Consider the following 18,672-nt stretch of genomic DNA (forward strand, 5'->3'; position numbering starts at 1 on the left):
CGTTTGGTCCGGGCATGAGATTTCATAGAATTGCAGAACTTTCATCAATATGCACCTTCTTGGCGATTCCGTACGCTAATGCGTACTCTCTCCCTGGTCCTAGGTATCTGGACGCAATTCGGGGCAAAACTTTCAATCTGGCAATAATTCGGTTTATAATGGGTAATGGCTGTTAGACATGGTTTGCAGCCTTTTTTTGTCGGACGAAGTCGGGTTTTCACGACATCTGTGGAAGTGCTTCTGCATTGCGGATGAAAACGCGGCCATGAAATGACAGGTAATATTGTCCAGTACGAGAAAAACATTGTATTAAACGGCGGTTTTGCAGTATGATTTTACAGCTAGTTGAATCTGGCAGAAAAGGTTACATCGTTTCATTGATTTGTAATGGTTGCTGTCATTTCTTCCCGGAAGCATCGGCGTATAATGCTAAACGGGAAGCGATGCGGATTCAATAAATATAGATGCAACGCGAACAGAATATGACGCGTCTTTGTTGTGTGGAAATGAAGGATGGAAGGTGCAGTACGAATGTTAATGATGTGGATGACAACCAGAAATGCAACAAGCACGGCAACGCTACAGACGCTTTCGGCGTCGGCTCCTGCTGACAAGGAGGGGCTTGCATGTCACAAGTAATGAATGGCAGACGCCACATGAACGGGCTGGATGGCATGAGGGCCATCGCGGTGATGGCGGTCATCGCCTATCACCTGAATTTAGGATTTATTCCCGGCGGTTTGCTCGGAGTAGGCATGTTTTTTGTTTTATCGGGCTATCTCATAACGGATATTCTACTGTCTCAATGGAAGGCGCACGGGCGGATCGCCCTTGGCGACTTCTGGCTGCGCAGGGCAAGGCGGCTGCTCCCGGGCATGCTCACGATGACGGCGGTTGTAATGATCTGGTTGTTGTTTACTGATCCTTCCCGGCTTGCGGCGCTTCGCGGAGACATCATTTCGGGCATTTTATACATAAGCAATTGGTGGTACATTTTTCATCACGTTTCTTACTTTGAGAGTTTTGGGCCGCCATCGCCGTTCGGCCACTTCTGGTCACTGGCCGTGGAGGAACAGTTCTATATCGTTTGGCCTTTGATTCTCATTGCGTCGATCGCATTGTTTAAACGGAAAGGATGGCTGGTCGTATTCATCGTGGTGGTTGCGGAATTGTCCGCCGGCATGATGGCGATCCTGTACGATCCGGATCTCGATCCAAGCCGCGTCTATTATGGAACGGACACGAGGGCATTTGCCCTTCTCGCAGGCGCAGCTTTGGCTGTCGTATGGCCGAGCCGCAAACTGTCCGCATCGATTGCCGCCAGGGGCAGAATGATGATGGATGCGGTGGGACTGACCGCCTTAGGCGTGCTTGTGGTTATGCTGTTGACCAGCAGCGAGTACGATCCTTCGTTATATATGGGCGGCATGGCATTGCAGGCTCTTGCTACCACGGTGCTTGTGGCAGTGCTGGCCCACCCCGCGTCGTTGCTGGCACGCGTCATCGGCGCAAAGCCGCTGCGCTGGATTGGTGAACGTTCATACGGGCTATACCTGTGGCATTATCCAGTCATTGTGCTCACCAGCCCTGCCGTGGACACGGATGGAGCAGACCCTGTACGCATGCTGCTGCAAGTGCTGGCGACGTTTGTGCTGGCATCGTTATCTTTGAAGTATATCGAAAACCCGATTCGGCATAACGGGTTTCGCCATGCGTTTTCCGGATGGTGGGGTAAGGGGCGGCAGAATGTTCCGCAGCACCAATTGTGGGGAAAACGTGCTGCTCTTATGATGGGCTTGCTGTTGTTTTGCTTCACCATTTCGCAGATGATGGTTACATCGGCCGCCAACGTGGATTCCCATTCGGAATCGGTCTCGGCCACATTCAACGGAGATCGTGAATCGAATGAAGAAGAAGGCCATACGCTGCTCCCCAACGATGCGGGCTCTACCCCTGCTGAAGAACAGCATGTAACTGCAAGCGAGAAGCCTTCATCCGGTTCAGACCAATCGGCGAATGGAAGCAACGATCAGGGAGAGCCGCAGTCAAGCAATGATAAGCCGGCCGCTGGAGCGGGTTCCGGCGAAGGAAAACAACCGGTGCAGGAAGATGCGCCGGTCGTTTCGGGGAATGAACCGAAGGGAAACGTCCCCGACTCCAAAGGCAGCAGAGGGGGGAAAGCGCCGGAAGCTCCGTCCAATGAAGCGGGCAAGGAAGATGTCGTTCCACTGTCGGCCAAGGACGGAAAAATTGCATATACCGTGATCGGAGATTCGGTTATTCTGGATGCCAAACCTTATCTTGAAAAAGGCATAGCCGGCGTATACGTGGACGGGCATGTCGGCCGCCAGATGTGGGAGGCTGCCGACGTTCTGGCGGAACTGGCACAGAATCGGAAATTGGGCAGCCGGGTCGTGCTTGAGCTCGGAACGAACGGTTCCTTTAACTCGAAGAGTCTGAATGCCGTACTTGACTCCCTCAAGGATAAAGAGCGGGTATATCTCGTGACGGTAAGGGTGCCACGTCCTTGGGAGCGTACGGTCAATAAAGCATTGAACGATGCGGAAAGCAGCTACGACAATGTATCGCTGATCGATTGGTATAGTGCAAGCGAAGGGCACGACGAATATTTTGAGCACGATGGCGTGCATTTGACGGTGGAAGGGTCGGAGGCTTTTGCCGATCTCGTGAAAAGCAGCATCGAATAAACCGGAATCATATCATCCTAATTTTACGATTCAAAACGAAAGGCGTCTTTGCAGGAGCTCTCGAAGGAGGGCTCCTTTTTTGTGAACGAAATTTTTTGGACGCAGGGCAATGGTCTGTGTTAAGTTAGCTATGTATGCGTTATCTTTGAGTGTTGGGTGAAATCAGAGGCAATATATTTGTATATTTTTCGTTTCATTTTCTGAAAACGGTTTCTGCACGACTATGTTTAATGCTGGGAGAGAGGCACATGATGACGTTGAAGAATTCAGATCTGGATTTGTCGGGAGAATGGAAAATACAGCATTTCGAGGTGGGCGAAAAACGGGCCATGGAATTGGCGGCGGCCGGATTGGACGACCGTTTTTGGATCGGAGCGGACGTGCCGGGGGATGTGCACACAGCCCTGATTCAACGCGGTATTATTGATCCGCCGTATTATGGGCATAACGATGCCAAAAGCCGTTGGATCGAACATAAGGAATGGTGGTACAGAACCAACTTCAACTGCGTGAAGGAGATGAACGCGGAAGATCGCTTTGAACTGGTTTTCGAGGGGCTTGATACCTTTGCAACGGTATACGTCAACGGGCATGAAATCGGCAAAACAGCCAACATGCTGATGTCCCATACGTTCGACGTCACAACGATCATCCGCAATGGATGGAATGCTGTCGCCGTAAAATTCGATCCGCTATCCATCCATCATCGGGATAAGGAGCAGTTTGACTGGTCCTCCTATACGAAGGAACGACCCTGGTTACGCAAGGCGGCCATGAACTTCGGATGGGACTGGGGCCCGCGCATGGTCACTGTGGGGATCTGGGGAAAAGTATGGCTGAAGCGCAGCACCCGTGCCCAGCTAAAGAGCGTGTATGCGCAGACCCGTGCTGCGAGCAAGCAGCAGGCCCTTGTCGACGTTACGGCAGAAGCCGCCTCCGTTGAGTCTTTTCGCAGCAAGAAACGAAGGGAGCATCCGATCTCCCTTACTTGCGATGTACGACTGCTTGATGCACAAGGAAACGAAGTCGCATCGGCTCACGGCCTGGACGTGCTGGCAGGACAAGCGAAGGCTACTTTGTCAGTGTCATCACCGCGTTTATGGTGGACGCATGATCTTGGCGAGCCGTATTTGCATACGCTTGAAGTTGTTCTTTATGCAGATGGCCGGGAAGCGGATCGGTACAGCGAACCGTATGGCATTCGCACGATAGAGCTTGCCCTGCACAATGAGCAAGGAGAATCTTCGTTTGCGTTTGTGCTGAACGGAGTGAAGATATATGCCAAGGGCGCCAACTGGATTCCCGCAGATCATCTGATCGGTTCGATTCCGGAGCACCGTTATCGCGAATTGATCGAGCTGAGCGTGGAAGCCCATATGAACATGCTCCGGGTATGGGCGGGCGGAATCTACGAGAAAGACGTGTTCTATGACGAATGTGACCGTCAAGGCGTGCTGGTATGGCAGGATTTTGCGTTTGCCAACGCATTGTTCCCGGATTTCAATCAGGATTTCATGGAGAACGTGCGCAGGGAAGTGGAAAACAATGTAGTGCGTTTGCGCAATCGGGCCTCGCTTGCCCTGTGGTGCGGCAATAACGAAATCGATTGGCTGTATGATATGAAATCGGCTAGCGGAGATATAACAAGCCCGTTCTATGGCGAATTGATCTATCACGAGCTGATTCCGGAAGCGTTGGAACGGCTTGACCCGTCCAGGCCATATTGGCCATCCTCGCCTTTTGGCGATAGCCACGGCATGGATGCCAACGATCCCGGCGTCGGTGATCGGCACAACTGGCAGGTGTGGCATGGATCGGTGTATCCGCGAAAACAAGGCGAACCCCCGTTGTTGGACTACAGCGTCGAAGGCGTAACGTTCAAAAACTATAAAAAGGATATGGCGCTGTTTAGCAGCGAATTCGGCATGCATGCCTCGGCGAACAGGTATACGCTTGAAAAAAACATGCCTCCTGGCCAGTTCTATTGGGGGAGCCCTGAGATGGCTTACCGAAATAAAGACACGAACCACCAGAAAGGCATTTTGCTGATGGAAGGCTACACAGGCATTCCGCAAAACATCGATGAATACATGAACTTTTCGATGTTGACACAGGCCGAAGGCTTGCGTTACGGCATTGAACATTTCCGGCGGATCAAACACCGCAACAGCGGTGCGCTGGTATGGCAGCTGAATGACAGTTGGCCGGGCACGAGCTGGTCGATGATTGATTATGAGCTGCTGCCTAAGGCTTCTTTTTATTATGGGAAAGTGTTCTTTCACCCTGTTTTATTGTCCTTGGAGCATGAACCGGGCGAACCGCTTGCCCTCTGGGTGGTGAATGATACGCTGGAACCGGTGCGTGGGCAGCTTCAGCTTCGGGTGTATGATTTTGAAGGCGGAAACGTATACTCCAGCAGCTATGCCGCTGAGGTGGGCCCGCAATCGGCGGTCTGCGTGGCGAAGTTGAATGAAGCGGAGGCGCTTATGGGCCGGCGTGCCCAAGACGTTATTGTCGAACTGAGCGCGGAAGGGTTCGCGGCACCTTCCAATCGATATTTCTTGCGCGATCCGAAGGAGGTGGCATTGCCGGAATCCCGGCTGAGCGTGCACGTCAACGAAGAGGAGCTATCTGTCACGGTGACGGCGCATCATGCGATTGCCCGTATGGTCAAGCTGGAACTTCCCTTGGGCCGCGTCCGGTTCAGCGACAATTATTTTGACCTGCTGCCGGGGGAGAGCCGGACTGTGCGCTTGCGCCATCCGGAACGGGGCAGCTTGCCTTTAAGCGAGCTCAAGGTGAGCGCCATGAACGGGCGAGAAGGCTAATTGCGTTTGCCCCAAAAAAACAGCCGGTTGCCCTCACAGGCATTCCGGCTGTTTTTTTTATTCTTGTTGATGCAGTCAGGCATTTTTGCAAACACTAAACCATAAAGGAGGCATAACGCTCCTGGAAGGAATTCTCCATGTCGACCTGTTTGGCCAGCTGTTGTTTCACTTTCTCCCCACGAGCGAGCTGCAGCTGCTGTAATGGAGCCATATTGGTAAAGTGGTCATCAGCCATTCCGATCAGCAATTCAGCTAACACGTCGGCATCCTCGATGGCGGCGTTCAGGCCAAAAGCACCCGTAGGCGTCATGGTGTGTGCCGCATCGCCGAGCAGCACAATATTGCCATGCGTCCACGACTCGCAGTAACTGCTTTCCACGGATAATAATACAAAATCGCTCCATGACCGGATATGGGCGGCCACGGAATCCGAAAGGCACGGAAACGCGGCAACCAGTTGCCGGATGAACGGCTCAAAATGCTGCTGCCGCAGTTTCGGATAGGAGCCTTGCGGAATATTCCAGCCAATCTGCACGTAACCGCCGAACTGGGAGAAAAGCGCGAGCTGCTCGCCGTCCATGCTGGCCAGGCGCACGGCTGGTTCCCATGCCGCCGGAGCAGGGATTCGCGCCCATAACAGATCATACCCGTGCTTGCGGACGTCCGGAACCAAACCCGCATGCCTGCGGACGGCCGAATAACGCCCGTCTGCGCCCACGATGACCGAAGCCTGAATGGAGGCGGGCGATCCGTCTTGCCGTACGTGAATCCCGATCACGTTATCCTGCTCGTCTTTCAGCAGACCGGTCATGATCGTATTGAACAATACATGTTCCCGGTTGCCTGGAAGCCGGCCGGACTCGGCAACGATGACGTCGAGCAGATGATGCTGAGGCACATGAATGCCTACATGGGACTCGTGTTCACCTGGATAGACGGTGTGCAGAATGCTCCCGTTTTCCCAGTATTCTATTTTTGCGAGCGGAAGCGTGCCGCTCTGGGCAACGAGAGAATATAGCCCGTATTTGTTCAGGACAGCCTCGCCGTCCTGGTTAAGCACTTCGCCGCGAAATGACTTATGCAGGTTCGCCTGCCGTTCGACCAATGCCGTGGATATTCCTTTTCGGTTCAAAAGATGAGAGAGCAGCGTTCCGGCAGGACCGGCTCCCACGATGCACACATCAACGTGTAACGGAGTATTATTGTTCATGTCTGTAAGTTCCCTTGCATTAAAGTAGCTTGCCATCAGTATATATAATTACTTAATGATAACAAATTTACAAAAATCATTAAGTAACTAAAAGTAACTTAAACGTATATGTTATTATAAACAAATCTTTTGAACGATTGCAACTGCCATTTCATTTTTTTGGCGAAGCCGTAAGGGTAAATTGCTCAAACCGTTTTCGTTAAATATGTTACAATAAAAGACAGGTTATGATTTTAGTCGGGAGGAAAAGGTATGCGCCCAGAACCGGAGCAAAGCTCGCAATTGGCAAATGTGGATCAATTGATTGAAGCTTTTTTCAGATATAAAAACAAAGTGTTGGAGCAAAAACAGAAAACGGACACGAATTGCAAACTGAACCCAACCAAGAGTCACATTCTTGGCATGATTTTGCGCGAAGGCCGCTGCATGGCTGTCGACGTGGCCAGGCAGCTCAGCCTCTCTTCAGGGGCAACGACGATTGTGCTGAACCAGTTGGAGAGCGAAGGCATGATTCGGCGCGTACGCAGCGAGGAAGACCGCAGAATCGTCTGGCTTTCCCTTACGGAAGAAGGAGAACAGCTTGCGCAGGCATTAAATGCAAATCGCGGACGCATGACGTGGGAGCTTTTGCAGGCGCTTACGGAAGAGGAGCAGCAGCAAATGCTGGGTATGCTGAAGAAGATTGAACTGAAGCTGTTGGAGAAAATGAAGCAATTGGAGCACGCGAACCGTTGAACGGGCATGTGCAGGAAGACGTCAGTATTCAGGGATGCCCCGTGCAACGGGGGCCATCCCGAAAACTGGCGTTTTTTCTTGTTCCCGCACAAGAAGCAGGGGCCGGGTGGAATGGATGAGCGACCGACAGCATTAAAGACGGAAACGTTCAATGTGCTCGGTTAACCCCTCTTCGAGCAGGATTTCCTTTTGCCGCCTGCCGAGCAGGTCAAAGTGTGGGTAGGGCTGTCGCCGGTGGATGTACTGCGGGTCCAATCCGTGATCCCTGCACCACTTCTCCAACCGATCCAGGTCGGCGCATCCCACCTTGGTCACGGTTGTGACGCCGGGGAAACGGGAATCGATCCAATAATGAGTCAGATAAGCCAGCTCGCCTTGAGCGACGCGTTTTTTCCATTCGGCCAGTTCCTGCCGTTTGATTCCGAAGGCCATAACATCAAGATCCTTTCCAATGCAGGTATTGTCCGGTTCTTATTGTAACATCTTATAGTCAGAATCGGTCTTTTGGGTTTGAGGTAAGCGTCAAACGATATAACATGCGAAACGTCAAACTTTTGCCTGCGGAAAGGAAGGTCATCATGGAACTGTTTATCCCTGTGCTCGTGCTTCTTGTGCTGATCGGCTTATCGAATATTTTAAACCGGTTCGTACCGTTTATCCCCGTTCCGCTGATCCAGATCGCGCTGGGCGTTGTCGTTGCTTTGCTACCCCAAGGCGTGAAGCTTCCGCTTAGCCCGGAATTGTTTTTTGTGCTGTTCATAGCACCGCTGCTATATAACGATGGCAAACGCACGCCCAGGCACGAGTTGTGGAACCTGAGGGCTCCCATTCTGCTGCTGGCGTTAGGCCTGGTTTTTGTTACCGTTCTGGTTGCCGGATATGCGATTCATTGGTGGATTCCCAGCATTCCGTTACCGGCTGCTTTCGCGCTCGCCGCGATTCTGTCGCCCACGGACGCGGTTGCCGTCGGAGCGATGGCAGGCAGGGTTCATTTGCCGAAAAGCATACATAGGCTGCTGGAAGGCGAAGCCTTGATGAATGATGCTTCCGGTCTGGTCGCGTTCAAATTCGCCATCGCGGCCACGGTTACAGGCGTCTTTTCCCTGGCGGAAGCATCGGTCAGCTTTCTGATTATCTCGATTGGCGGACTGCTGCTCGGGGCGATTTTGTCGTTTTTGCTCATTCGCCTTGGCGTCTGGGTCCGCAGGCTTGGCATGGAGGACGTCACCGTCCATATGCTCCTGCAGATTCTAACGCCGTTCATCATTTATATGGTCACCGAGGAGCTGGGCGTTTCCGGTATTTTGGCTGTGGTGGCGGGAGGTATTATCCATGCGATTGAGCGGGACCGTACCGAATCCGTGCAGATCAAGATGCAGGTGGTATCGGCCAGTACGTGGTCGGTCATTCTGTACATTCTGAATGGTCTCGTCTTTGTTATTTTAGGGGTGCAGATGCCTGACGTATTGGGCAAAATTTTCTCGAGTGCCTCGTTCGACAACCTGCAGGTGCTCGGATACGTCGTTCTGATCTCGGTTCTGCTGCTGCTGCTGCGGTTCGCCTGGATTTATTTGTTCTGGCAAGGCAGCGACGCGCTGCTAGGCAAATCGTTTATTGGCAAACCAAAGGTGAAAGAGACAAGCATCATCACATTGTCCGGGGTGCGCGGGGCCGTTACGCTGGCAGGGGCGTTCTCCATTCCGTATGTTCTTCAGGACGGTTCTCCTTTTCCGGAAAGGGATCTGATCATCTTTTTGGCGGCGGGTGTTATTTTGTTCACGTTGATTGCCGGCAGTGCTTTGCTTCCTGTATTAGCCAAAAAGGATGAATCCGTCGGCGAGGAAACTCCTCAGAAGACGGAGCGCAAAGCGCGGAACATGATGCTCAAGGCCGCCATACGCGCCGTCAAGTCGGAGATGACCGACGACAACAAGGCTGCTGCCCTTGCTGTGGTCTCTGACCTTTCCAAAACCATTCGCCAAGCTTCCGGCTTGGATGCACGGAAACAGAAGGAATTTTTGAAACAAGAGGCGGATATCAGCCTGATCGGCACCCGGGCAGAGCGCAAAGAAATCGAAAGCATGATGGATGAACAAGTCATCTCATCCGATGCGGCGTTCAAATGCAATAGTTGGCTGGACAAAAAGGAAATGATGCTCTCCAGCCGCACGAATGCACAGATGATGTATTCGCTCGGCGAGATCGGGCGCATGTTCGGCCATCTGTTTGCCAACCGGGCGGGCAAACCGGACAAACCGTTTGCCATCGAAAATGCGGACCTGTATCGCCAGGTCAAATTGCGGAGCTCCGAAGCGGCGATCAAGGCTATCCGTGCACAGATGAACGACAGCAATCGCTCTGCGGCGTTATCCGTCATCGCTAAATACGAACGCCTCGTTGCGAAGCTAAGGTCATGGAATGAGGATGAGACGGAAGATCCGTTCGATCAGGAAAAGCTGCAGCTGCAAATGGTAGCCGTTCAGGAACAGCGCAATACCGTGCAGCAGCTGTACGAAAACGGCGAAATCAACCGGGACGTTGCGGCGAAGCTGCGCCGCTTCATCAACGATGTGGAGGCAACCGTTTTGAAGAATAGCTGAAACCGATAAATCCGATATTTTAAATCCGATTATGCTTCTGGTATAATCTCATCACAGCCGATCCTCGTCCAGGGATGCTGCGGGTGCCTGATTCATCCGGTTTGATAGATGGGTACCTACATATCAATTTCAATAAAGGAGATGCGTGAGACATGACAGAACAACAGACACGTCTGGGTAAGAGCGAGCTGGTGGTTAATCCCATCGGGCTGGGGGCAAATGCGGTCGGAGGCCACAATATTTATCCGAATTTGCTCAATGACGAAACGGGCAAGGATGTCGTTCGCACGGCACTGGAACAAGGCATTAACTTTATTGATACGGCCTTTATTTATGGACCTGAACATTCGGAGCGCTTGATCGGCGAAGTGTTGAAGGAAACCGGAAAGCGCCAGCAGGCGGTCATCGCCACCAAAGCTGCGCATAAATTCGTGGACGGCAGCATCGTTCTCGACAATTCCCCCGCCTTTTTGAAAGCTTCAGTGGATGAAGCGCTGAAACGGCTGCAAACGGATTACATCGATCTGTTTTACATCCATTTTCCGGATGAACACACACCTAAAGATGAAGCAGTCGGAGCATTGGCCCGATTGAAAGAAGAAGGAAAAATCCGGGCGATCGGTGTTTCGAACTTCTCGATCGACCAGCTGCGCGAAGCGAACCGTGACGGTTACGTCGACGTGCTGCAATCGGAGTATAACCTGTTCAAGCGGGAGGTGGAGAAGGAGATTCTCCCGTATACGACGGAGCAGCATATTTCATTCGTTCCGTATTTCCCGCTGGCTGCCGGGCTTCTTGGCGGCAAATACACCAAAGATACGACATTCAAGGACGGCCGGGCCAAAAATCCGCTGTTTACCGGGGAAGCTTATATTCGAAATCTGGACAAGGTGGACCAGCTTCGGAGCATCGCCCAGTCCAAAAACGTGGAGGTCGCGCATCTGGTGCTTGCCTGGTACCTTACCCAACCATCCATTGATGCATTGATTCCGGGCGCCAAAAAGCCGGAACAAGTCGTATCCAATCTGAAAACCTTGGAAGTTCGGTTGTCCGCCGAGGAAATTGCGGTGATTGATCAGATTTTCCGTTAATTTAGAAGCTGCAAGGAGACTGCAGGCACTTGTTTCGTCCTGGTCTCATAGTTCCGCGAATTCGGGAAATGCTAACAGGGAGTTTACGTTTGAACATAAAGTGAGGACAACGACATGAACCTGAAGGCAGCCCGAATGATCGGACTTGTCATGATTTTGCTGTTAAGCAGCAGTACAGCGCAGGCTTCGCCGGTAAAGAAAAACCGCGATTACTACGAGCAGCGCGGCGAGATCGTGTGGGAAGTGCCGACTCAGGGCAAATTGATTGCGCTGACGTTCGACGATGGTCCGGACCCGGTCCAGACTCCGCAGATTTTGGCTTTGCTGAAACGGTATGATGCCAAGGCGACGTTTTTTGTGCTCGGAAAATGGGCGGAAAAGTATCCTGAGCTGATCGTCCAGGAGCAGCGTGAGGGCCATGAGGTGGCCAATCACACATTTAACCACATGTATTCCAACAGATCGACCGGTGCAAGCAAGGTGCTGCGCGAGATGGATGAGGCGGAGAAATCCATTATCGAGGCCGGAGCCGAGCGTCCCGTCTTGTTTAGGCCCCCCGGCGGATTTTACAATGATACGCTGGTGCAAATGGCGAAACAGAAAGGGTACACCATTGTGCTCTGGTCCTGGCATCAGGATACGCGGGACTGGGCCTCTCCAGGGGTGGGGCGTATTACCAAAAAGGTGCTGACCAATGCCCGTAACGGGGATATCGTTCTTTTTCACGATAAGGTTGAAGGCAAGTCCCACACGATCGCTGCCCTGGAGCAAATTTTACCTGTCTTGCAAAAGCGGGGATACCGGTTCGTCACGGTCTCCGAGCTGCTCGCCCTGAAAGCAAGGGAAGCTGCGAACGATGACGTTTCGGCGAAGCATCACCGTCCATAAGCATGACAAAGCCGCGGACTCCCGAAAGGGTGCAGTCTGCGGTTTTGTGTTTTTCACAGCAAGCATTCTCCCTTGGCAAAGGCGGGCTGGAAGCTCTACAATAAATGCAGCGCGACGAATGATGTTCTTCATGCATGAACAAATAACGGAAGGAGAGAACGGCATATGAATGGACAACAACGGGCAAACATCAGACCAGGACTTGAGGTGGATATCGTCCTGAAAGAGGATCAGCGGTCCGGCAAATTGACGAGGGGCCTCGTCAAGGACTTGTTGACCAACTCCCCCACACACCCTCACGGCATCAAGGTACGCTTGACGGACGGGCAAGTGGGAAGAGTGAAACAAATCATCACGGGTTCACCCGAATGAGCAATGGCGAGATGCGACCGGACTTGACGAGTGCGGCAGGCGTCATGACCCATCTTGCATCAGGCAACGAAAGACAGCGATCCGCTTATCGGGCACTGAAGCAGAGCGGGTTGATGGAGCTGTTGGCGGCGTACCATCCATATCCCGCGGGAACCGTGCCCATCGATATCGATGTGCCGGGCAGCGATATCGATCTCTTGTGCGAAGCCGAGGATCTGGAGCGGTTCAGAGCTGTGGTGCATCAAGCGTTGGGAGAGATGGAAGGCTTCCAATGTACCCTAGTAACCCGAGAAACGGGAGTGTCGCCTTACGTCGTCTGCAGCGTGTCTACAGGAGGCTGGCCTGTGGAAATATTCGCCCAATCCATGCCGGTCCGGCAGCAAAATGCCTACAGGCACATGCTGGTCGAATGGGCGTTGCTGACGCATTGGGGACGTGAAGGGCATAAGGAGATACGCAGACTGAAAAATAAAGGAATGAAGACGGAACTGGCATTTGCATATGCGTTGGGATTGAATGGGGATCCCTATGCTGAATTGCTGAATCTGGCGGACAAGAGTGATGAAGAACTGGCTGATCTTGTTCGTTTACGACCAGTTACATCAGAAAAATCGCAACCACCGTTGTGACGATCAATCCCAGCAGCACCGGCTTCAGATTGCGTCTGGCCAGCTCGAACGGGCTAACCCCGCAGATCGCCGCGGCCGGAATTAACGCCCACGGAATCAGCGTACCGCCACCGACCCAGATGGCGGCAATCTGGCCGAGCGCAGTCAGGGTTGGGGCTGCATCCGCCGTTCCGGCAAACATCAATGCCACGGAACCAACCAGCGATATGCCCGAAAACCCCGATCCATCCATGCCGGTGATCGCCCCGGTCAACGTTAGCGTCACTGCGCCCACCGTATGGTTTAATGGCACAAGGCCCGCAAGGGCTACCCCCAAATCGTTTACGATGCCGTGCGATCCGTCCGGAAGCGGACTGCTGAACAATTCGTTGATGGCGGCATCTCCGAGGTAGAAAAAAGCCGCTATGGGAATGACCGGCCCGAACACCTTGAACCCGAATTGAAACCCCTCGATCAAATACTCCGTGGTCTGCTCGGGTCCTTCGTGACGATGCGCCGCGAGGGTTACCGCGATCAAAATGAGGATCGCCGTGCCGCCGATCAGCGCCGTGGCATCTCCCCCTTGCAGCTTCAGCACAAACATGAGCACAACATCGACCGCAAACAACAAAGGAATGCTAATGGCAAATACGTGCCGAAGCCGCGAAGGTAAAGGGCGGACGCCGGCATTCGCTTCGTTCGTTGGAGCTTCCTGCGTCGGCGTGTCCGTTACGGCTTCCGGCGAAGAGGACGGGAGAAGGTTGCCCGTTCCTTGGTTTGAACGCATCTCCCGCTGAAGCATCCAGAACGCAGTGAGCGTGGAGACGGTGCCCATAACGATGACCAGGGGCAGGCTCGCAGACATGACGGAAGTTACGGATAATCCGGCTGCATCTGCGGTCAGCTTGGGCGCGCCTTGAATGATGAAATCTCCCGACAAAGCGATGCCGTGCCCGAACAGATTCATGGCGACGGCCGCGCCGATGGGCGGCAGGCCGACCCGGACCGCGACAGGAAGCAACACGGCTCCCACCAGCGCCACTGCCGGAGACGGCCAGAAGAACAGGGATACCGTCATCATGATGAGCCCGATGCCCCAATACGCAACCTGAGGCGATCGGATAAACCGGGTGAGCGGCGCAACCATCGTCTCGTTGATGCCTGTTCGGATCAGTACCCGGCTCATGGCCACGATGATCGAGATGATGAATATGGTGCTGAGCAGCTCTTTGGCCGCATAAACAAAGCTGTTGAAAATGCCGGTAACCGACCCGCTTAATGTTTCGGTCGCAAGGATTCCGATCGTCATTACTCCGGCCACGCAGATGATCGTTGTATCCCTGCGGCGAATCATGACGGCCATGATCAGGACGATAAAAGCAAGATATACATAATGCAACGAAGTGAGCTGTATATGCATGCTGCAGGCCACCCTTCTTCTTGAAAGTCAACGTATCATATGCTTGGGTGGGCGCTCAGGTGTACGTGCCGAACTACGAATTGTACAACTCTGCTCATGGCTGCCGAAGACAAGGGGGATTGCCGGACATCACCTGCCCCTCTGCTCTAACCGAAGGGTTGAAGGATTTTTTTTACAAATGGAGAACTATCTATGTAAACCGCAAAAAACATACACACGTCAACGGAGAGGCAGAACCAATCTGGAGAAGCGAAGCGTTCGCTGAAAGCTTTCTGAAAGAAAGCTGCATCGGAAGCATAGGCTTATCACCGGATTTTCCCCTTAGAAAAGGGGAATCAAAAAATCTGGGGATAACAGCGATCGGAAGATGGTACTGCACTCGCAGTGCCTTGTGTGATTGTTAGTGCGGTAAAGAGAAAGTCGACTTTCGAAGCAACACGAGGCGGCAAAGCGATTCGAAAGGAAAGTCACCATAATGTTCAGAAACAGGTCACGGAATGACATAGACAATGAACAATGACCGTGATTACAATGAAACATGCCATAAAAGGAAGGAAATTGCAGATGCCGTACATTCGAGGTTGACATGCCCTGCGTACAGGCACTTTTGATAACGCTTTCGAAAAGGGCGGGAGACGATGAATTTTATCCGTTCATTACGCTTCAAATTCATAGTTGGATTGACGCTGATCATGCTTCCGCTATTTTTGCTGATGTATTACAACAACGTGTATGCCATGAATGTGGTCAGGGATCAAGTGTCTCTTACCAGCATGAACCATCTGGCAAAGAGCGTGGAGCAGAATGAACGCGTGCTGCAGGAAACCAACCGTTATTTATACAGTCTGGGTGAACGCGATCCCGACATCATTTCATTATTCTTCCTGAAATACGGCAGCGGCGATTACATTATCGCGAAGCAGCGGATCATGAACAAATTTATGACCGATCTCGGATTCTACAGCTTGATCGATTCTTTTTTTCTGTATGACGCCGTGAACGACGACCTGCTGCTCGCCACATCGGGCAGTTATGATGTCAAAATGTCGCTGGTCCGCGAAAACATGCCTGCGCAAATGCAGCAGTTCGAAGGTGAAATTCAGCAGCCGGAGTGGGATATCGTGCAAGGACCGACATGGAATGCGCTCGCGAAGACGGTCCGGATCAATCAGCAGTTTTACGCCGGAGCGCTTGTGGATATGAACGCGCTGAATCATCCTGAACAGTTCACGGAAGCGGGAGGGCGGGGCGGCGCCGTCATCGTGGGCGAGGACGGGAAGGCCCTCTCGGATTCCGCCCTGAAAGAGGGTCAGATCCGTCTCGCGGCCGCGCACCTGTCCGGCCTGCAGAGTCCGTATCAGGTTATCTCGGAGGATACGTCCGCGGGAGAGACCAAGCAATATCTTATGTTGGGCATCCCTTCGGCGATGTCGGACATGAACTACATTGTGCTTCTGCCCGAAGAGGACATGATGCGCAACCTTCCGTTTTTTCAACGGATCATTCGCCTGCTGCCCCTGGGGGCGGCAATCATTCTGGTCACTGCGCTCGTGTTTATGCGCCAGCTCCTGTTCCGGCCGATCCACATGCTGATTCGCGCCATGCGGCGGGTGAGCCAGGGGGAGCTTGAAGTCCGGCTTCCGACTCCCTCCTCGTCCGAATTAGCCTTCGTGACGAGCAGCTTCAATCAAATGACGAGCCAGATCCAGCATTTGAAGATCGATGTATATGAGGAGCAGCTGCGAACGAGGGAGGCGGAGTTCAAACAGCTGCAGATGCAGATCAATCCTCATTTTTATCTAAACTCGCTTAATATCATTCACAGTCTGGCCTCGCTGCAGAAGCATGAACTGGTGCAGCAGATGGCCGGCCATCTTGCGGATTATTTCCGCTTCAGCCTGCGTGCGGGCAAACGCGAAATCCGGCTTGGCGAAGAGATGGAGCATATCCGGCACTACCTGGAAATCCAGAAGCTGCGCTTTCCGAATCGCTTGAACTACGTGCTCGACATTGACCCGGCCATCTCGCAGTACGTTCTCCCTCCTTTGACGCTGCAGCCTTTTGTCGAAAATGCCATTATCCATGGCTTTCAGCGGCGATCAGAGCCATTTATCATTGAAATCGAAGCCAAATGGGCGCCTCAAGAAGACGGCGGGGCTTCCGTTGGAGCCGGAACGCCTCCTGCCCGCGGCATGCTTGAGCTGTGTGTCAGGGACAACGGCGTCGGCTTTGACCCGGAGCTGTTGGACCGGTTGCAGCAAGGACAATATGCAGAAAATCCGGATGGACAGCACATTGGCATCTGGAACGTTGCCCACCGTTTGCTTGTAAAGCACGGCGATCAGGCCGGCATTTCATTTAGCAATCAGCCCGCAGGAGGGGCGGCTGTCGTCATTCGATTGCCCGCCCAGACCGAAGAGGAAGAAGGAGGAAACTATGCGCAACCTGTTGATCGTGGATGATGAAGTGTACGCGCTGCAGGCCATGATGGAAGGCATCGACTGGAGCAGAGCCGGAATAGACCGGGTGTTCGGCGCAGGTGATGCCGAGGAAGCCAGAATGATTCTGAAAAGCCATGCCATCGATATCATGGTCTGCGATATTGAAATGCCTGGCGAAACGGGACTTGACCTGCAAAGCTGGGTATTGAAACATGATCCGGGCATGCTGACGATTTTTCTCACAGGGCATGCGCTGTTCGACTACGCCCAGACGGCCATCAAGTTGAACAGTTTCGATTATGTGCTGAAGCCTGCACCGGCCGATCAGCTGCTGAAGACCGTTTCCCGGGCGGTGGAAAAAATCCGGGCAGGCGAGCAGAGCAAACATACCAATGAAATCTATGAAACGGCGTATAAACGCTGGCAGGCTCATAAACCGCTATTGACCGAACGATTCTGGAAGGATGCCGTTTCGCAGCGCGTCGCGTTGACGACAAAGCGACTGGAAGAATTGGCTGAGGTTTACGGAGCGGAGATCGATCCCCATGCCCGCGTGCTGCCTATTGTGATTTCGGTAGAGGAGTGGGTGCGCGAGTTCAATCTGCGCGATGAAGAAGTGCTGGAATACGCTTTGCGCAATGCGGCCCGGGAGATGCTGCTCGGAGTACGTCCGGGAGAGGTATTTCAGGATCACGGCGGATTAAACGTCGTTCTCGCCTATGAGCAGGACGGCATCGTTCCTCTGGCGGAAGACATTGAGAAAGACTGCCAGCTGTATATTCAGGAATGCGGCAGCTACTTCTATTGCAGGCTTTCTTGTTATGTTGGCGCCCCTGTGGCCGTGACGGAGCTGCAGGGCATGTTAAACGAATTGATGGACATGGAGCGGCGCAATATCCGGGAGCTCGAAGGGGTTTTTACGTATGACAGGAAAGCCCGCCAAACGGAGGATCGTTTTTTGCCGATCCCTTGGCTCCCGGAACTGTCGATCCTGTTCGAAACGGGCAAAGTCGCAGATTTGCGCACGCGCGTGGATGAAATCTTTGAGCTGCTGGAAACCGAGGAGCATCTGTCGCCGGAAATGCTGAGGCTCTACTACCATGCGATGCTGCATATGGTTTATCCGCTGCTGCACCAGAAAAACGTGTCCGTGCGCAGCTTGTACGGGGATGAGCGGGAACCGGAAGAAGGCGTCGTGACGCGTTCGTTGCCCCAATTGAAGCAGTGGACGTCTGATTTGATCGATCGCGTCATTCCCGTGTTATATCCGGATGACCAGAACCCGATGACGGTGGTGGACCAATTGTGCGTATATATTGAGAATCATATCGGCGAGGAACTCATGAGAGAGGAACTGGCTGCCTTCGCCGGATTCAATCCGGCATATCTCTCCCGCCTTTTCCGCAAGGAAAAGGGAATGTCGCTCTCCGAATTCATCCTGCAGCGCAGGGTGGATATGGCCAAAACGCTGCTTTCCCAATCCACGGTCAAAGTAACGGATATCGCGGGCAAGGTGGGGTATTACAACTACTCGCATTTCACAAAAATGTTCAAGAAGTGCACAGGCATCACCCCGCAGGAGTTCCGGAAACAGTCCCGCACCGTATAAACACTGACGCAGCATGCTGCGTCTTTTGTTTTTGCGGCAAAGTCATAATTTGACCATGAATTGGTAACCACAGCAGATATAGCAGCGACGCTTGCCCGCCGTATACTTGAACCACAGGAGAACCATCCGATGTTCGATCCTGAGGAATTCAAGAGGAGTGAG

At 52.9% G+C, this 18,672-nt stretch carries 13 protein-coding genes; 10 read left to right on the forward strand and 3 right to left on the reverse strand.

Features of this window, described 5'->3' with window-relative positions:
- Positions 1–626: 626 nt before the first annotated feature.
- Together SNR34_RS10130 and SNR34_RS10135 are read left to right on the forward strand one after the other, a co-directional pair.
- Complete coding sequence (locus tag SNR34_RS10130; protein WP_343259587.1) at positions 627–2,708, forward strand: acyltransferase family protein; 2,082 nt, start codon at positions 627–629, stop codon at positions 2,706–2,708.
- A 272-nt stretch (positions 2,709–2,980) separates the two neighbouring features.
- Complete coding sequence (locus tag SNR34_RS10135; RefSeq protein WP_486182435.1) at positions 2,981–5,536, forward strand: beta-mannosidase; 2,556 nt, start codon at positions 2,981–2,983, stop codon at positions 5,534–5,536.
- Positions 5,537–5,630: 94 nt separating this feature from the next.
- On the opposite strand, the gene SNR34_RS10140 is transcribed toward SNR34_RS10135, so the two are convergent.
- The gene (locus SNR34_RS10140) at positions 5,631–6,746 is read right to left on the reverse strand and encodes an FAD-dependent monooxygenase (protein ID WP_486181812.1); all 1,116 of its coding nucleotides are present in this window, start codon (positions 6,744–6,746) and stop codon (positions 5,631–5,633) included.
- Positions 6,747–6,998: 252 nt separating this feature from the next.
- Here SNR34_RS10140 and SNR34_RS10145 point away from each other — a divergent pair, with 252 nt between their 5' ends.
- Complete coding sequence (locus SNR34_RS10145) at positions 6,999–7,481, forward strand: MarR family winged helix-turn-helix transcriptional regulator (RefSeq protein ID WP_236417995.1); 483 nt, start codon at positions 6,999–7,001, stop codon at positions 7,479–7,481.
- 132 nt (positions 7,482–7,613) lie between these two features.
- On the opposite strand, the gene SNR34_RS10150 is transcribed toward SNR34_RS10145, so the two are convergent.
- On the reverse strand, positions 7,614–7,913 hold the full coding sequence (locus tag SNR34_RS10150) for a hypothetical protein (protein WP_236417991.1): 300 nt from the start codon (positions 7,911–7,913) through the stop codon (positions 7,614–7,616).
- Positions 7,914–8,059: 146 nt separating this feature from the next.
- Here SNR34_RS10150 and SNR34_RS10155 point away from each other — a divergent pair, with 146 nt between their 5' ends.
- The 5 genes from SNR34_RS10155 to SNR34_RS10175 all read left to right on the forward strand — a co-directional run bounded on the left by SNR34_RS10155 (position 8,060) and on the right by SNR34_RS10175 (position 13,061).
- A complete protein-coding gene (locus SNR34_RS10155; protein WP_486181813.1) occupies positions 8,060–10,081 on the forward strand; it encodes a Na+/H+ antiporter in 2,022 nt (673 codons plus the stop codon).
- Positions 10,082–10,233: 152 nt separating this feature from the next.
- Positions 10,234–11,172: an aldo/keto reductase gene (locus tag SNR34_RS10160; protein ID WP_343259583.1), complete on the forward strand. Its 939-nt coding sequence runs from the start codon at positions 10,234–10,236 to the stop codon at positions 11,170–11,172.
- 114 nt (positions 11,173–11,286) lie between these two features.
- A complete protein-coding gene (locus tag SNR34_RS10165; RefSeq protein WP_339277317.1) occupies positions 11,287–12,060 on the forward strand; it encodes a polysaccharide deacetylase family protein in 774 nt (257 codons plus the stop codon).
- Between the two features lie 165 nt (positions 12,061–12,225).
- Positions 12,226–12,432 carry a YwbE family protein gene (locus tag SNR34_RS10170; RefSeq protein WP_486181814.1) on the forward strand — a complete coding sequence of 69 codons (207 nt, stop codon included), beginning with the start codon at positions 12,226–12,228 and terminating at the stop codon, positions 12,430–12,432.
- Positions 12,429–13,061, forward strand: a complete 633-nt coding sequence (locus SNR34_RS10175) for a DUF4269 domain-containing protein (protein WP_486181815.1) — start codon at positions 12,429–12,431, stop codon at positions 13,059–13,061. The genes SNR34_RS10170 and SNR34_RS10175 overlap by 4 nt, the downstream gene beginning before the upstream one ends.
- Here SNR34_RS10175 and SNR34_RS10180 read toward each other — a convergent pair.
- Positions 13,030–14,460: a hypothetical protein gene (locus tag SNR34_RS10180; protein WP_486181816.1), complete on the reverse strand. Its 1,431-nt coding sequence runs from the start codon at positions 14,458–14,460 to the stop codon at positions 13,030–13,032. The two genes, SNR34_RS10175 and SNR34_RS10180, sit on opposite strands and share 32 nt — an antisense overlap.
- A 638-nt stretch (positions 14,461–15,098) precedes the next feature.
- On the opposite strand from SNR34_RS10180, the gene SNR34_RS10185 reads away from it, so the two are divergent.
- Positions 15,099–16,922: a sensor histidine kinase gene (locus SNR34_RS10185; RefSeq protein ID WP_486181817.1), complete on the forward strand. Its 1,824-nt coding sequence runs from the start codon at positions 15,099–15,101 to the stop codon at positions 16,920–16,922.
- Complete coding sequence (locus tag SNR34_RS10190) at positions 16,897–18,510, forward strand: response regulator transcription factor (RefSeq protein WP_486181818.1); 1,614 nt, start codon at positions 16,897–16,899, stop codon at positions 18,508–18,510. Before SNR34_RS10185 ends, SNR34_RS10190 begins: the two co-directional genes overlap by 26 nt.
- Positions 18,511–18,672 lie beyond the last annotated feature (162 nt).

Source organism: Paenibacillus sp. XP01, assembly GCF_057364885.1.

Coding starts and splice junctions, on each gene's coding strand:
- SNR34_RS10185 (WP_486181817.1), top strand. CDS start 15,099: ATGAATTTTATCCGTTCATTACGCTTCAAATTCATAGTTGGATTGACG.
- SNR34_RS10165 (WP_339277317.1), top strand. CDS start 11,287: ATGAACCTGAAGGCAGCCCGAATGATCGGACTTGTCATGATTTTGCTG.
- SNR34_RS10180 (WP_486181816.1), bottom strand. CDS start 14,460: ATGCATATACAGCTCACTTCGTTGCATTATGTATATCTTGCTTTTATC.
- SNR34_RS10175 (WP_486181815.1), top strand. CDS start 12,429: ATGAGCAATGGCGAGATGCGACCGGACTTGACGAGTGCGGCAGGCGTC.
- SNR34_RS10155 (WP_486181813.1), top strand. CDS start 8,060: ATGGAACTGTTTATCCCTGTGCTCGTGCTTCTTGTGCTGATCGGCTTA.
- SNR34_RS10150 (WP_236417991.1), bottom strand. CDS start 7,913: ATGGCCTTCGGAATCAAACGGCAGGAACTGGCCGAATGGAAAAAACGC.
- SNR34_RS10190 (WP_486181818.1), top strand. CDS start 16,897: ATGCGCAACCTGTTGATCGTGGATGATGAAGTGTACGCGCTGCAGGCC.
- SNR34_RS10140 (WP_486181812.1), bottom strand. CDS start 6,746: ATGAACAATAATACTCCGTTACACGTTGATGTGTGCATCGTGGGAGCC.
- SNR34_RS10130 (WP_343259587.1), top strand. CDS start 627: ATGTCACAAGTAATGAATGGCAGACGCCACATGAACGGGCTGGATGGC.
- SNR34_RS10160 (WP_343259583.1), top strand. CDS start 10,234: ATGACAGAACAACAGACACGTCTGGGTAAGAGCGAGCTGGTGGTTAAT.
- SNR34_RS10170 (WP_486181814.1), top strand. CDS start 12,226: ATGAATGGACAACAACGGGCAAACATCAGACCAGGACTTGAGGTGGAT.
- SNR34_RS10145 (WP_236417995.1), top strand. CDS start 6,999: ATGCGCCCAGAACCGGAGCAAAGCTCGCAATTGGCAAATGTGGATCAA.